The following is a 12,842-nucleotide window of genomic DNA, read 5'->3' on the forward strand; positions in this document are numbered from 1 at the left end:
CGTACTGCAATGTCAGCCGACAAGTGGTGAGCCACCGTCTCGGAGGCGGTCAGGGAGTGGCCGTAGGACTTCCTCGCCGCGGCCAATCACCCTTCGCCACGGCGCGAAGAGATGGCCGGGCGTCGTCGTACGCGACAGAGTGCTTCCCATGACGACGGACACAGCCACCACAGAGATATCTGCCATCGACAACGACGACGAGTGGGTGGTCCTCAGCTGGTTGTGGCAGTCCTACCGCCATGACCTGGCCCCGGTCGTGTCTGGACTTCCATATGCCGATGGTCGCTACCAGACGCGCGGCCTACCGGTCGGTGCCACGGATGACGTGGCTGCGTATCTGACCTGGCGGCCGCATCCCAACACGGGCGAGCGGGCACCGATCGCTTTTGCGGTCGTCGACGGACTCACTGGTGCGCGGCGGTCGATCGCGGGAATGTGGGTTGCACCCGCCGTTCGGCAGGACGGCACCGGGATGAAGCTGGCGACGACGGTGATCGCACGACACCCTGGCCCGTGGGCGATCGCGTTCCAGCACGACAATCACGCAGCTGGAGCCTTTTGGCGACGGGTCGCGGACGCCGCCTTCGGAGCAGGAGCCTGGCGCGAGGAGGCTCGCGCCGTTCCAGGTCATCCGGACGTGCCGCCGGACCACTGGATCGAGACGCTCGACACGGAGAGCTACGTCCCCTTCAGTGATCGCGGCGGCCGCGCCGCGTGCCTTGCTCAGCTGCCGCCGGTCACGTGGACGTAGTCCACGACGAGCTGCTGGGGGAACTGCGTGCCGCCGTCCGGGTCACCGGGCCAGTAGCCGCCCACCGCGAGATTCAAGATCAGGTCGAAGGGGTGCTCGAAGACCCACTGGTTGCCGCCGACATCGCCCGGGCCTCGGGTTTGGTAGACGTTGCCGTCCACGGACCACTTGATCTCGTTGGGTGCCCAGTCGACGGCGAAGGTGTGGAAGTCGTCCGGGAACGCACCACCCTGCAACGTGTAGCCAGCGCCGATACCGCCGGCGCCCGAGTAGCCGGGGCCGTGGATCGTGCCGTGCACGGTGTTGGGCTCGAAGCCGACGTTCTCCATGATGTCGATCTCGCCGCACTGCGGCCATCCGACGCTGCCGATGTCGTTCCCCAGCATCCAGAACGCCGGCCACATGCCCTGGCCGCGCGGGACCTTCATGCGGGCCTCGATGTGGCCGTGAGTCGTCGTGAAGGTCTGAGCGGTGTTCAGACGCGCGGACGTGTACTCGCAGGGGCCGTACCAGCAGTTGTAGCCCGCCGGGTTCTCCTTCTTCGCGGTGATGACCAGGTTGCCGTTGCCGTCGAGCGCGGCGTTGTTCGTGCCGTTCGTGTAGTACTGCCGCTCGTGGTTGTTGACGTTGTCGCCGGTCTCCAGCGTCCACTTGGAGCCGTCGACGCCGCTGCCGGCCGGGCCGTCGAAGTCGTCCGTGAACGTGGGCGCCAGATGAGGGCTGCCGCTGTCGGCCATGGGGGTGGCGGCGGTCGCGGGGAGCCATGATGCGGTGGCCAGAGCCGCTGCTGCTGTAACGCCGATCAGGGTCTTGCGCTGAGTTCTTCGCATGAGCTGATTGCCTTCCTGTGGGGAGGTTCAATCTCGGCTGATGCTTGCCACCTTCCCAACGGGCTCTCGCTCCGTGTTCCCTGCGAATCGACCAGTCCGGCCGTATTTGTCATAAGACCGTCCAAACGCCTCATCAGAAGACGATCGGCGGGAACCGCGACAGAGCGGGGCGAGTCCACCGTCTTACAGGTAGGCAACACCGAGGCTGAGGTGGACGCGATGATGCAACAGGTGGATCGGCTCGAGGTCAGATGGCACGCGCTGCCGACGGCTCGCGGTCGGGTTGAGGACGTCTGGATCGATCAGCTGCGTCGGACCAGGAAGCGGTCGGGCCCGGCAGGGGAGCGGGGAGCGGAGCAGTTCCACGGGGTCGCGTGCCGCCGCTGCAGCTCGTTGTTCATTCGCTACCCATCGCTCGAGGCCGCCGAGACGGCACGAGCAGAGCACGCGGCGACCTGCACCACTCATTGGTGACAGTCAGTCAGCGAGCGGCGGGGACCCGCACCTTCAAGGCGCCTGGCCGGACATCGATCAGCCCGTCGTCGACGCTCGCCGATGGCGACAGCTTGAGGCCACCCCCGTAGCGCCCAGAGTTGGCGAATCCCGCTGAGTATCCACGGAACTCACGCTTCTCACCATCGATCGTGAGCACGAGGTCGATCCGCCGTGGGCGCATGATCGCGCGAGCCACGCCATAGATGTAGACCCAGTGGCCCTAGATCCGGCGAGCGGAGTCCGCGTACTCCTGGACAACCGAGTCCAGACCGAGGCTGACGTTGCCCGCGCAGATCCGGCCGGCATGGGTCTCGCTCGTGCTCTCGACCACCTCTGCCTGCAGCCCCTTGGCATGAAGGGCGGATCGCAGTGGGTCGACCCGCTCGAGAACGGTGCCGTTGCGGGCTGACGGGTTCAGGATGATCGGGACCTCGTGCGTACGCGAGGCCGGGCTCACAGCGCGTCTGGGCCGTTCATCACCTTGCCGGGGTTCATGATTCCCGCGGGGTCGATCTCGGCCTTGGCAGCGCGCAGCATGCGCGGCCACAACTCACCGGTCTCCTTCGGCAGCCAGGGAGCGTGGTCGGCGCCGCAGCCGTGGTGATGAGTGATGGTGCCGCCGCCGGCGATCATGGCGTCGCCGGCCGCCGTCTTGAGCGCCTTCCACTGCTCCATCTCCTCGCCGATCTGCTGTTCGGAGAACACCGTGTAGTAGAGCGAGCAGCCGGCCGTGTAGAGGTGCGAGATGTGGCAGAGCACGAAGCCGGGTGTGCCGCGGTCGGTCAGTGCCTGCTCGATCTCGAAGCGGATCGAGTCGTGCAACGCCTCGACGTTGCTCCACGGCGTCGACGTCTCCATCGTGTCGACGAGCATGCCGTCGGTGAGTAGCTGGTCACGAAGGTACGGCGTCGAGAAGCGGTGCTTCTCCCACATGGTCGCGGGGGTGCTGCCGATGCTGATTCCCTTGTGCTTCTTGGCAATCCAGCGACCGGCGGACTTGCGAGCCTTGGTCTCGGAGGCAGTGCCGTCGTACCTCAGCACCATCAGGCACGGCGTCTTGATACCGCGCACCTTGAGGTACGCCATCAGCCCCTTGCGCTGCGTCTCACTGCCCAGCTGGGCCAGGCCGAAGGCGGTCTCGTTGACGTCAGACAGACGGGCGATGTCCGGGTGCAGGCCGGTCTGCTCCATCAGGCGCAGCGCGGCCGCTCCGGAGGCGAAGTCCGGGAAGAACCAGGCGTCCCAGAGCGTCGACGCCGGTTGACGCTTGATGCGCAGCGTCGCCTCCGTGATGATGCCGAGCGTGCCCTCGCTGCCGACGAACACCTGACGCGGGTTCGGGCCGGCTGCGGAGGCAGGAGTGGAGCGCAGCTCGACAACGCCGGCCGGCGTCGAGCAGCGCAGACCGAAGACGTTCTCGTCGATGCGGCCGTAACCCGTCGACTGCTGGCCGGCCGAGCGCGTGGCGACCCAGCCGCCGACGGTGCTGAACTCAAAGGACTGCGGGAAGTGGCCGAGCGTGAATCCCTTTGCCTGCAGCCGCTTCTCGAGGTCGGGACCGAAGACGCCGGCCTGGACGGTCGCCGTCAGCGACTCCTCATCGATCGAGACGATCTGGTCCAGCCGCGCGAGGCTGATGCACGCGCAGCTGCGGAAACCGGGCCGCAACGCGTCGATGCCACCGACCACACTGGTGCCACCGCCGAACGGCACGACCGCGATGCGCTCCTCGTGACAGATCGCGAGCAGCTGGTCGACGTCCTCGGACGTAGCGGGATAGAGGACGACGTCCGGTGCGTACGGCACGTCACCACTGCGCAGCCGGAGGAGGTCGGGATAGCTGCGGCCGGCGGCGTGCGATACGCGCGTCGTGTGGTCGCCACGGACGTACTCCTCGCCGAGCAGCTCCACGAATCGAGCCCGTGCGGCGTCGGGCAGGTCAGCCTCGGGAAGGTGGACGTCCTCGAGCGCGACTGGCGGGTTGTCCACGCCTTCCGGCCAGCCGCAGACGTCGGTGAGCATGGCTCGAGCGCCAGGCTTGACGGGTCCGTCGTGGCCGTCCTCGCCCCAACCCCACCAACGCATCCGCGGTTGCGTGTTGTCCATCCGTCAGCCTTCTTCCTGATCTGTGTCCATCAGCTCTGGAGCATGCTTGCGTACCGCCGCGACGAGGTCGGCGCGGTCGGCGTCGACCAGGCCCCAGCGCGTACGGCGATCGACGACGTCTGCCACCGTGACCGCGAGCTCGTGCTCAACCGCGAAACGAATCTCCGCACCACTCAACGGGATTCCCGCTCTCACGGGCTTCTCGAGGTAAGGGTTGTCGATGCTGTACGCCGCCACGGTCGCCGCGTCCGTGCCGTAGCGGCGTACGAGTCGGTCGGACAGCCCGGCGGCTGGTGTGCCAGCACCGACGAGTGGGAGGTTCTTGGTCCGGCAGGGCCTGGCGGTGAGGTCTGCGGCCTCGACGGCGGCATCGACGGCGTCCTCCGCCATACGCCGGTATGCCGTCAGCTTGCCGCCGACGATCGTCAGGGCGCCGGTGCGCGAGTCGCGAAGGAGCGCGTGCTTGCGCGAGAGGTCGGCACTGGAGTCACCACGGCCCTTGAGCAGCGGGCGGAATCCGGCGTAGCTGCCCACGATGTCGTCCGGGGTGAGGTCCTCCTCCAGGACAGTGTTGATGGTGTCGAGCAGGAACGTGCGCTCGTCGTCGTCGGGCCTCGCACGGTCGGGGATCGCTCCGGCGTGCGGGTCGTCCGTGAGACCGATCATGACCAGGTCGTCGTGCCACGGAACCGCGAAGACGAACCGGCCGAAATGACCCGGCACCGGCGCGGTGATCGCGGCAGTCGGTTGGCCCAGGCGTTCGGCGCGCACCAGCAGGTGCGATCCCTTGCTCGGGGCGAGCTCGACCTCCTCGGAGAGCGTGTCGGCCCACACACCTGCTGCGTTGATGACCTGCTTCGCATGGATGGTGTGCCGCTGGCCGGTGAGCTCGTCGGTGACCTGCACCTGGCCGGGCTCGATGGCGGTCACGCTCGCGTAGGTGATGATCCGTGCCCCGTACGCCGCTGCGGTCCGGGCGATCGTCACGACGACGCGGGCGTCGTCGATCAGCTGGCCGTCCCAGCTGAGCAGTCCACCTCGCAACCGGTCATCGGTGGTCGCCGGCGCCATCTGGCGGACCTGGTCTGCGGACACGCGGCTCGGATGGGGGAGGAGGGACACCGACGTACGGGCCGACATCCGGAGCACGTCACCGGCCACGAACGCCGCACCGACAAAGGCGGCGTCCATGCGGCTGATGCCGCGGTGCAGTGGCAGCAGCATCGGCATCGGCCGGACCAGGTGTGGTGCGATGTCGGTCATCAGGTGGCCGCGCTCGACCGCTGACTCCCAGGCGATGGGGACGTCCAACTTGCTCAGGTAGCGCAGGCCGCCGTGGGCGAGCTTGGAGCTCCAGCTGCTCGTGCCGGACGCGAGGTCCCGCCGCTCCACCAGAGCGACGGTCAGCCCGCGGGAGGCGGCGTCCAACGCGACACCGACTCCGGTGAAACCACCACCGATCACCAGGACGTCGAGCGCCTCCGCTGTGGAGAGCTCGGCGAGGTCTCGTGCTCGACGAGCGGCGGTGAGCGCGGCGTCGTCTGCGTTGAGATGAGGCATGACCACCTTTCTGGTACGGAGCCGTGCCAGTTTGCGATGTGCGCCAGGTGTTGTCAAGATCACCCCGTGACCGAGACGAGGAGGCCGTACGCCGGCGAGAGCCGCGAGGACCGCGAGGCGGCCCGGCGCGCGAAGCTCGTCGCAGCCGGGATCTCAACCTTCGGGGCGGTCGGCTACCGAGAGGCAACGGTCGGCGGTATCTGCGCGAGTGCGGGCCTCAACAAGCGTTACTTCTACGAGTCCTTCGGCTCCCTCGAGGACCTGCTGTGTGCGGTGTACGCCGATGTTGTCGCCGACCTTCGGCGCGCAGTGCTCGCCGGTGGCGGTGTGGATCCCGTGGCCGTGCTGCGCGGGTTCGTCGACGGCTTCCTCGGCTGGGCGCAGGCCAACCCACTGCAGGCGCGGGTCCACCTCTTCGAGGTGCTGGGAGTCAGTGCGCGCGTCGATGAGCTGTACCGCTCACACGCACGGTCCGTGGGAGATGAGCTGTGCGACCGGCTTGCCGCGACGATCCCGGAGCTCGAGCTGGCGCCTGGTCAGCGACGTTTCATCGGCGACGCCATGGTGGGAGCCGGTCTGCAGATCGCGGTCGACTGGGTGCTCAGCGACTACCAACCACCGCGCGAGGAGCTGCTCGACCAGCTCGAGGGCGTCGTCGGCTCGCTGCTGCCGACCTGATAGCCGTCAGTCGACGGTCATCTCGCCCAGCTCGGACCAGTCCTCGCCTGGCACGGCGAAGTTCACGATCTGCGGGGTCTCGACCAGGTGCTTCGGCAGCGTCTGCTGCGCCTTCTTGAAGTGGTCGGACTGCACGTGAGCCGCGGCAGCGTCGTCCTGGAACGCCTCGACCAGGACATAGGTGTGCGGGTCGTCGACGCTGCGCGACCAGTCGAACCAGAGGTTGCCAGGCTCTGCGCGGGTCGCCTCGGTGAAGTCGCGCGTGATGTCAGGCCACTGGTCGGCGTACTCCGGGCGGATACGGAATTTTGCGGTGATGAAGATCAACGGTCCTCCTGAGGATCACGCGCGGGAGCGCAGGCTGTGCGGGTCCGTTCCGATGCTAGGCCGGAGCGTGGTTGGCTCGTGCTGCACAGAGCACGTGGAGGTGGCGGGGTATGCGCGAACAGGAGTCAGTGGCGGTCTTCGGCGACCGGCGCGCGTCCGGCGTGCTCGAGATCAGTCACGACGTCCGCAGCCTCGACCGCGGCGGCTTCTGGGTGGTCGTCCAGACCTTCGAAGGGCAGCTGACGGCGGTGCGCATGGCGTCCGTCGACATGGTCAGGCCGCCCACGACTGAGTCGATCGAGACCCCCACCATCGACGACGCCGACCTGGACACGTGGGAGACCTCACTGGACCGGTCGGCGTACGAGCAGGGCGTCCGCGACATCCGCGAACGGATCGCCAGGGGAGAGGTCTACCAAGTCAACCTCTGCCGAGTGCTCTCCCGACGCATCGCGTCCGACACGGACCTCGAACGACTGGCTTCCGTTCTGCGCCAAGGCAATCCGGCGCCGTACGCCGCTCACATCGCTCTCCCCGAAGCCGGCCTTGACGTGGTGTGCGCGTCGCCCGAGCTCTACCTGCGCCGAAGGGGCGGGCGGCTGACGTCGGCGCCGATCAAGGGCACGGCACCGACCGTCGAGGAGATGCTCGAGAAGGACTACGCCGAGAACGTCATGATCACCGACCTGATCCGCAACGACTTGTCGCCGGTATCCGTCCCGGGCACGGTCGCGGTCGACGGGCTCTGTGTTCCCGAGGCGCATCCCGGGCTCACGCATCTGGTGTCGACGGTCTCCGGTCGGCTTCGCGACGACGTCACGTGGTCCGAGATCTTCGCCGCGACGTTCCCGCCCGGTTCGGTGTCTGGTGCGCCGAAGTCCTCTGCTCTCAACGCTATTCGCGACCTTGAGCACGTCCGACGCGGGCCGTACTGCGGAGCCATCGGCTGGGTCGACGCCGATCGCGACGAGGCCGAGCTGGCTGTCGGCATCCGCACCTTCTGGGCCGAGGAGGACGACAGCGGGCGATGGCTGCGCTTCGGCACAGGCGCCGGGATCACCTGGGGTTCGGACCCATCGGGGGAGTGGTGGGAGACTGTCCTGAAGGCTCGCCGGCTCGTCTCGCTGGCTGCCGTCGTGACGGATACGAGTGCAGAAGCAGGGGTGGAGCAGTGACGATCAGGGTGTGGGTCGACGGTGAGCGCGTCGACGACAAGCCCGCTCTCAGCGCCCTCGACCACGGAGTGACCGTGGGCGACGGCGTGTTCGAGACCTGCAAGGTGCAGGACCGACGGGTGTTCGCCCGGACGATGCACCACGACCGGCTCGACCGGTCACTTGCCGGCCTGGGGCTCCCACCGGCGGATCGTGAATACCTCGACGAAGGCATCGAAGCCGTCCTCGTCGAGACCACCGGACTCGTCCGCCTCCGCTACACCGTAACCAGCGGCGTCGGCCCGCTCGGCTCCGAGCGCGGCGACCTGGGTATGACGCACATCGTGATGGCGTCCGAGATCGAGCACCCGGCGCCCACGACCAAGGTCGTCACCGTGCCGTGGCCACGCAACGAGCGCGGCGCCATCGTCGGACTCAAGACCACGTCGTACGCCGAGAACGCCGTCTCCCTCTCCGCCGCCCGCCGTGCCGGCGCGACCGAGGCACTGATGCCCAACACCCGCGACGAGCTGTGTGAGGGCACTGGCAGCAACGTGTTCGTCGTGGTTGACGGTGAGGTGCTGACGCCGCCACTGAGCTCGGGTGCGCTGGCAGGCGTCACCCGTCACCTGGTTCTCGACTGGGGGAGCGCGGCCGGTCTGCCGGTGCGCGAGGCGACGCTGCCGATGTCGGTGCTGGAGACGTGCGACGAGCTGTTCATCACCTCCTCCACCCGCGATGTACAGCCCGTCTCAGCCGTCGACGGCCGAGACCTGTCCGCACCCGGACCACTGACCCGAGCCGTCGCGGAGGCCTTCGCGACGGCGGCCGCCGACCACGAGGACCCTGCGCCGTGAGCGACCACAAGACCTACCACGAGCCCGAGGCGCTGATCAGCGCCAAGGAGGACCGCTTCGCCTGGCGACGCAAGATCAAGTCGAACCCGACGACGCGTGTCATCTACCGCGTGGTGGTCGCTCTGGTCGGCCTGGCCATCGTTGCCGTGGGTATCGCGGCCATCCCGCTGCCCGGTCCCGGTTGGCTGATCGTGTTCCTCGGTCTCGGCGTCTGGGCGTCGGAGTTCGACTGGGCCGCAAGGCTGCTCGAGTGGGTCAAGGGCAAGGTCTCGGCCTGGACCAAGTGGCTCGGTCATCAGGCCTGGTGGGTCAAGGGGCTGGTCGGGATCGGCACGCTGCTGCTGCTCCTCGCCATCGTCTGGGCCATGTTCGCGTTGAGCGGCGTGCCCGGATTCTTCCCCGACTCCATCGAGGACCGACTGAAGGACGTGCCCGGCATCGGCTGAGTGAGGCCTCGGGCCGATTGGCGAAGCGGTCCTGCGGCGGGCTATTCTCTCCGTCGCGTCACCAACGCGGACAATCGTCGTACGGTGGCCGCCTGGACGTGTAGCTCAGTTGGTTAGAGCGTTCGCTTCACACGCGAGAGGTCATGGGTTCGAGTCCCTTCACGTCCACTCTCCAGATCGGCCCCTGAGCTGCCTCCGTGCAGATCGGGGGCCTTTGTCGTACGTTCCAACCTCAGCCCACGGGTCGCGCGCCAGGAATGCGTTCGAAGACGATGCTCGTCTGTGCGTGACCGACACCCTCGACTGACGTCAAGTGGTCCAGGACCAGGTCGCGCAGTCCGTCACTCGACGGCGCCGTGACATGAACCAGGAAGTCGTCCGCGCCGGCGACGTGATAAGCCGCGATGACGCCGGGGATGGCCGCGATCCGCTCACGGAATGAGTCCATGGACCCGCGGGTGTGCCCGGCGAAACGCAGCGCCACCATCGCCTCGATCGGCCTCCCCAGCGCAACGTGATCGACGTCGGCGTGGATTCCGGCGATGACATCACTCTCGCGGAGGGCGCGGATCCGGCCGGCACACGTCGACTCGGGCAGTCCAACTCTGCGGGCGACCTCAGCATTGGACAGGCGTCCGTCCGCGATCAGGAGCTCGACGATGGCGCGGTCGAGGTCATCGATCTGACGGGGTCGGACGAAGGACTCGCGCGGCCGTGGATTCTGCCGCGGAGGACCTGACTGAAGAGACATACTTGCAGGATCCCGCTGATCGAACACTCATGTCGAGGTTTCCACGGATCAATTGCACCCGCGCCGCCTGATCCACGACGATCTCGCCATGGACTTTGCCGACTACGTCTCCTCGCCGACGCACTCCCTGGACACCCTCGCCGTCCACGCCGGGCGTGAGGACCTCGTTGCCCTGGGCGTCCATGTGCCTCCGCTCGACCAGTCGAGCACCTATCCGCTGCCGTCCATCGCAGCCGGAGGTGCGGCGTACGAGCGGATGGCGACCGGCGCGCGTCCCGGCGACGACGACTCGCTGGTCTACCAGCGGCTCTGGAACCCGAACGTCGACCGGTTCGAGCGCGGCGTGGCCCGCCTCGAGAAGGCGGACGCGGGCGTGGCCTTCGCCTCCGGCATGGCGGCCATCACCGCCTGCCTGCTCGCCGCGGTGTCCGCCGGGCGACCGCACATCGTCGCCGTCCGACCTCTGTACGGCGGCACCGACCACCTGCTGGCCACCGGGCTCCTGGGGACCCGCGTGACGTGGGCGACTGCAGAGGAGGTGGGCGCCAAGGTCCGTGACGACACCGGCCTGGTGATCGTGGAGACGCCGGCCAATCCCAGCCTTGAGCTCGTCGACATCAGGGCCATCGTCCGGGCCGCGGGCGACGTACCCGTGCTCGTTGACAACACCTTCGCCACCCCCGTCCTTCAGCAGCCGATCGCCCTTGGCGCGGCGTTGGCCGTGCACTCGGCAACCAAGTTCCTCGGCGGTCACGGAGACCTGCTCGGCGGCGTCGTTGCGACGAGCCACGACTGGGCGTTGCGTCTGCGTCAGGTACGCGCATTGACCGGCGGCCTGCTGGCGCCCACCGCTGCATACCAGCTGCACCGGGGCCTCCAGACCCTCCCGATGCGCGTCCACGGACAGCAGTCCAGAGCCAAGATCGTCGCGAACTGGCTCGCCGAGCAGCCAGAGGTCGAAGGCGTGTCCTACCCGGGGCTCAACGAGTGCGATCCGACCGGGCTCGTCGGCACCCAGATGTCCGGACCGGGATCCGTGCTGTCGTTCACGATGGCCGGCGGTTACGCCGCCGCCACCGTGGTCGCAGAGTCCTGCCGACTCATCACCCATGCAGTCTCACTCGGCGGGGTGGACAGTCTCATCCAGCACGCCGCCGCCCTGACCCACAGGCCCGTCGCAGCCTACGCCAAGCCAGACGCCGCGCTCCTTCGCCTCTCCGTCGGCCTCGAGGACCCTGCCGATCTCATCGCCGATCTGGCGCAGGCACTTCGAGCCTCCCGAAGCGGTCCGGACAATGCATCGTCGATCGAGACGCCGAGTCTCGTCGGGGTTTAGCGCCCATCGGTCATCGCTCCAGATCTGCGGGGGTGTCAACGTCCTGGCCGCGAGCGATGTCACCGCACTCGACCAGCAGGACGTCCGACCGACCGGCCAGCCACGACCGCGCACCTTTGTCGCCGGTCGCACCGGCGGCGACGGCAGCCCAGTGCTCGCGACCGATGACGACCGGATGACCCGGCACACCGTCGTACGCCGCTCGTGCGATGACCTCAGGTCCCGCAACGGCGGACAGTCGTCGTACGGCCTCGGCACCTACCCAGGGCAGGTCGACCAGGTGCAGCAGCACCGCGTCCGGTCGCGGGTCGAGCCGCTCGACAGCGTTCAGGCCGGCGCGCAACGAGCTCGACATGCCCTCGTCCCAGTCCGGGTTGATGACTACGGCTGTCGCACCGGCCAGGAGAGCGCTCACCTCCGCAGCGTGCGCTCCGACCACCACCAGAACCGGGTCGACCGTGCCCTCCCGCAGGGCGCGCAACGCCCGCAGGACCATGGGTTCGCCGTCGATCTCGACCAGGGCCTTTGGGCCTCCGAAGCGGCGACCTGCGCCTGCTGCCAACAGGATTCCGGCTGTCATCGCCGTCATCGTACGGACGTAGCCTGCCGGGCTGTGCGAAGGTCGACGTATGACCATGCGTGTGGTTCACCTGGCGATCTATCCGGAGAAGGGCGCGCCTGGGGTGGACCTCTCGACGGTCGCCGTGGAGCAGGAGGGCCTCGCCGGTGATCGCCGTAAGAAGGCCGCGATCCATCTGGTCACGATGCCGGACATGGACCAGGACGACCCGCCGCGCGCCAACATCGTGGTCGACACCGCAGGCACGGACCTCGAGTCCCTGGTCGGGCAACAGCTCCAGCTCGGCACCGTCACGCTCGGCGTCACCCAGCGGCCCAGCAACTGCCCAGGCATCTACGCCGATGTCATCCGTCCGGGGCAGGTCTCGGTCGGAGACGACATCGACGTCACCGCTCCCGACCAGACGGACTAGACCTGCCAGACCTCGGCATCGGTGACGATGGCCGATGAGCTCGGCCGCTCCGGCGTGCCAGCAACTCTGACCTCGCCGTGCAGCACCTGGCCACCGACGCGGATCTGTCCGGTGCGGCACGGCGCAAGCACCAGGCTGAGGCCGTGCCGCACTGCGCCGAGCGGAAAGTCGTCGGTGCTGAAGGTCCGGTGTCCCAGCACGTCACCGATCTCGACGTCCACCGCACCAGCACGTGCACGCAACCCGCGCTCCAGGCTCAGGTCCATGTGCACCGGAGTCTGATGTACCGCCGGCTCGTGCCAAGTGCGACCTTCCAGCTCAGGGAAGTGGCGGACGAACGACCCGGCCAGCCAGTCCGCCAGCTTGGGGTCCTCACCCATCACCAGCACCCTGGTCGGCTGCCACAGCACCAGGGCGTTGCCCGTGCCGTGCGTGGACCAGCGGACCTGCCAGACCGAGACGTACGCCGTGCAGGTGCCGGCTGCGTCGAACAGCTGCACCGCCGGGTTCGCTCCGACCAGCACCGGTTGTCGCCCAGCGGACATCTGTGCTCCTCAAC

General features: G+C 68.1%; 17 protein-coding genes and 1 tRNA gene. 9 read left to right on the top strand and 9 right to left on the bottom strand.

Annotation, left to right across the window (positions count from 1 at the left end):
- Window positions 1-148 precede the first annotated feature (148 nt).
- Window positions 149-751, top strand: coding sequence for a GNAT family N-acetyltransferase (locus VV02_RS14860; RefSeq protein ID WP_052592653.1), 603 nt, complete (start codon window positions 149-151; stop codon window positions 749-751).
- Here the strand turns inward: VV02_RS14860 and VV02_RS14865 are convergent.
- Window positions 724-1,581, bottom strand: coding sequence for a glycoside hydrolase family 16 protein (locus VV02_RS14865; protein ID WP_052592655.1), 858 nt, complete (start codon window positions 1,579-1,581; stop codon window positions 724-726). The genes VV02_RS14860 and VV02_RS14865 overlap by 28 nt on opposite strands.
- A gap of 219 nt (window positions 1,582-1,800) precedes the next feature.
- On the opposite strand from VV02_RS14865, the gene VV02_RS26435 reads away from it, so the two are divergent.
- Window positions 1,801-2,055 carry a hypothetical protein gene (locus VV02_RS26435; protein ID WP_157063412.1) on the top strand — a complete coding sequence of 85 codons (255 nt, stop codon included), beginning with the start codon at window positions 1,801-1,803 and terminating at the stop codon, window positions 2,053-2,055.
- Window positions 2,056-2,062: 7 nt separating this feature from the next.
- Here VV02_RS26435 and VV02_RS14875 read toward each other — a convergent pair whose 3' ends face one another.
- From VV02_RS14875 to VV02_RS14890, 4 genes are read right to left on the bottom strand one after another with little or no spacing between them, the layout of a single operon-like run.
- Window positions 2,063-2,281, bottom strand: coding sequence for a hypothetical protein (locus VV02_RS14875; protein ID WP_342667863.1), 219 nt, complete (start codon window positions 2,279-2,281; stop codon window positions 2,063-2,065).
- Between the two features lie 15 nt (window positions 2,282-2,296).
- Window positions 2,297-2,533 carry a hypothetical protein gene (locus VV02_RS14880; protein WP_052592660.1) on the bottom strand — a complete coding sequence of 79 codons (237 nt, stop codon included), beginning with the start codon at window positions 2,531-2,533 and terminating at the stop codon, window positions 2,297-2,299.
- Complete coding sequence (locus VV02_RS14885; protein ID WP_052592663.1) at window positions 2,530-4,182, bottom strand: FAD-binding oxidoreductase; 1,653 nt, start codon at window positions 4,180-4,182, stop codon at window positions 2,530-2,532. The genes VV02_RS14880 and VV02_RS14885 overlap by 4 nt, the downstream gene beginning before the upstream one ends.
- A 3-nt stretch (window positions 4,183-4,185) precedes the next feature.
- Entirely contained in the window at window positions 4,186-5,742 is a 1,557-nt protein-coding gene (locus tag VV02_RS14890; protein WP_052592665.1) for a glycerol-3-phosphate dehydrogenase/oxidase, read from the bottom strand.
- Between the two features lie 66 nt (window positions 5,743-5,808).
- Here VV02_RS14890 and VV02_RS14895 point away from each other — a divergent pair, with 66 nt between their 5' ends.
- A complete protein-coding gene (locus tag VV02_RS14895) occupies window positions 5,809-6,420 on the top strand; it encodes a TetR/AcrR family transcriptional regulator (RefSeq protein WP_052592667.1) in 612 nt (203 codons plus the stop codon).
- A 6-nt stretch (window positions 6,421-6,426) separates the two neighbouring features.
- Here VV02_RS14895 and VV02_RS14900 read toward each other — a convergent pair whose 3' ends face one another.
- Complete coding sequence (locus tag VV02_RS14900; protein ID WP_052592669.1) at window positions 6,427-6,747, bottom strand: putative quinol monooxygenase; 321 nt, start codon at window positions 6,745-6,747, stop codon at window positions 6,427-6,429.
- A 110-nt stretch (window positions 6,748-6,857) separates the two neighbouring features.
- Between VV02_RS14900 and VV02_RS14905 the strand changes: the two genes are divergently transcribed.
- From VV02_RS14905 to VV02_RS14920, 4 genes are all read left to right on the top strand, one after another.
- Window positions 6,858-7,922 carry a chorismate-binding protein gene (locus VV02_RS14905; RefSeq protein WP_052592671.1) on the top strand — a complete coding sequence of 355 codons (1,065 nt, stop codon included), beginning with the start codon at window positions 6,858-6,860 and terminating at the stop codon, window positions 7,920-7,922.
- Window positions 7,919-8,758 (top strand): aminotransferase class IV, encoded by an 840-nt coding sequence (locus VV02_RS14910; protein WP_052592673.1) that lies wholly within the window; start codon window positions 7,919-7,921, stop codon window positions 8,756-8,758. The genes VV02_RS14905 and VV02_RS14910 overlap by 4 nt, the downstream gene beginning before the upstream one ends.
- Window positions 8,755-9,204, top strand: coding sequence for a TIGR02611 family protein (locus VV02_RS14915; protein ID WP_052592674.1), 450 nt, complete (start codon window positions 8,755-8,757; stop codon window positions 9,202-9,204). Before VV02_RS14910 ends, VV02_RS14915 begins: the two co-directional genes overlap by 4 nt.
- A gap of 94 nt (window positions 9,205-9,298) precedes the next feature.
- Window positions 9,299-9,372, top strand: a tRNA-Val gene (locus VV02_RS14920).
- Window positions 9,373-9,436: 64 nt separating this feature from the next.
- Here the strand turns inward: VV02_RS14920 and VV02_RS14925 are convergent.
- Window positions 9,437-9,955: an Lrp/AsnC family transcriptional regulator gene (locus VV02_RS14925; RefSeq protein WP_052592676.1), complete on the bottom strand. Its 519-nt coding sequence runs from the start codon at window positions 9,953-9,955 to the stop codon at window positions 9,437-9,439.
- Between the two features lie 88 nt (window positions 9,956-10,043).
- Here VV02_RS14925 and VV02_RS14930 point away from each other — a divergent pair, with 88 nt between their 5' ends.
- A complete protein-coding gene (locus VV02_RS14930; protein ID WP_052592678.1) occupies window positions 10,044-11,291 on the top strand; it encodes a trans-sulfuration enzyme family protein in 1,248 nt (415 codons plus the stop codon).
- 10 nt (window positions 11,292-11,301) lie between these two features.
- Here the strand turns inward: VV02_RS14930 and VV02_RS14935 are convergent, their stop codons facing one another.
- Window positions 11,302-11,871: a nucleotidyltransferase family protein gene (locus VV02_RS14935; RefSeq protein ID WP_245633089.1), complete on the bottom strand. Its 570-nt coding sequence runs from the start codon at window positions 11,869-11,871 to the stop codon at window positions 11,302-11,304.
- A 49-nt stretch (window positions 11,872-11,920) separates the two neighbouring features.
- On the opposite strand from VV02_RS14935, the gene VV02_RS14940 reads away from it, so the two are divergent.
- Window positions 11,921-12,283, top strand: coding sequence for an MOSC domain-containing protein (locus VV02_RS14940; protein WP_052592682.1), 363 nt, complete (start codon window positions 11,921-11,923; stop codon window positions 12,281-12,283).
- On the opposite strand, the gene VV02_RS14945 is transcribed toward VV02_RS14940, so the two are convergent.
- Window positions 12,280-12,828: a hypothetical protein gene (locus VV02_RS14945; protein ID WP_052592684.1), complete on the bottom strand. Its 549-nt coding sequence runs from the start codon at window positions 12,826-12,828 to the stop codon at window positions 12,280-12,282. The genes VV02_RS14940 and VV02_RS14945 overlap by 4 nt on opposite strands.
- Between the last annotated feature and the right edge of the window lie 14 nt (window positions 12,829-12,842).

Origin of the sequence: Luteipulveratus mongoliensis (genome assembly GCF_001190945.1) — a bacterium.
GTDB lineage: Bacteria > Actinomycetota > Actinomycetes > Actinomycetales > Dermatophilaceae > Luteipulveratus > Luteipulveratus mongoliensis.

Bases quoted from the DNA above. Each gene is read 5' to 3' on its own strand.
- VV02_RS14940 (WP_052592682.1), top strand. From the start codon at position 11,921: ATGACCATGCGTGTGGTTCACCTGGCGATCTATCCGGAGAAGGGCGCG.
- VV02_RS26435 (WP_157063412.1), top strand. From the start codon at position 1,801: ATGATGCAACAGGTGGATCGGCTCGAGGTCAGATGGCACGCGCTGCCG.
- VV02_RS14930 (WP_052592678.1), top strand. From the start codon at position 10,044: ATGGACTTTGCCGACTACGTCTCCTCGCCGACGCACTCCCTGGACACC.
- VV02_RS14935 (WP_245633089.1), bottom strand. From the start codon at position 11,871: ATGACAGCCGGAATCCTGTTGGCAGCAGGCGCAGGTCGCCGCTTCGGA.
- VV02_RS14925 (WP_052592676.1), bottom strand. From the start codon at position 9,955: ATGTCTCTTCAGTCAGGTCCTCCGCGGCAGAATCCACGGCCGCGCGAG.
- VV02_RS14890 (WP_052592665.1), bottom strand. From the start codon at position 5,742: ATGCCTCATCTCAACGCAGACGACGCCGCGCTCACCGCCGCTCGTCGA.
- VV02_RS14945 (WP_052592684.1), bottom strand. From the start codon at position 12,828: ATGTCCGCTGGGCGACAACCGGTGCTGGTCGGAGCGAACCCGGCGGTG.
- VV02_RS14865 (WP_052592655.1), bottom strand. From the start codon at position 1,581: ATGCGAAGAACTCAGCGCAAGACCCTGATCGGCGTTACAGCAGCAGCG.
- VV02_RS14860 (WP_052592653.1), top strand. From the start codon at position 149: ATGACGACGGACACAGCCACCACAGAGATATCTGCCATCGACAACGAC.
- VV02_RS14905 (WP_052592671.1), top strand. From the start codon at position 6,858: ATGCGCGAACAGGAGTCAGTGGCGGTCTTCGGCGACCGGCGCGCGTCC.
- VV02_RS14885 (WP_052592663.1), bottom strand. From the start codon at position 4,182: ATGGACAACACGCAACCGCGGATGCGTTGGTGGGGTTGGGGCGAGGAC.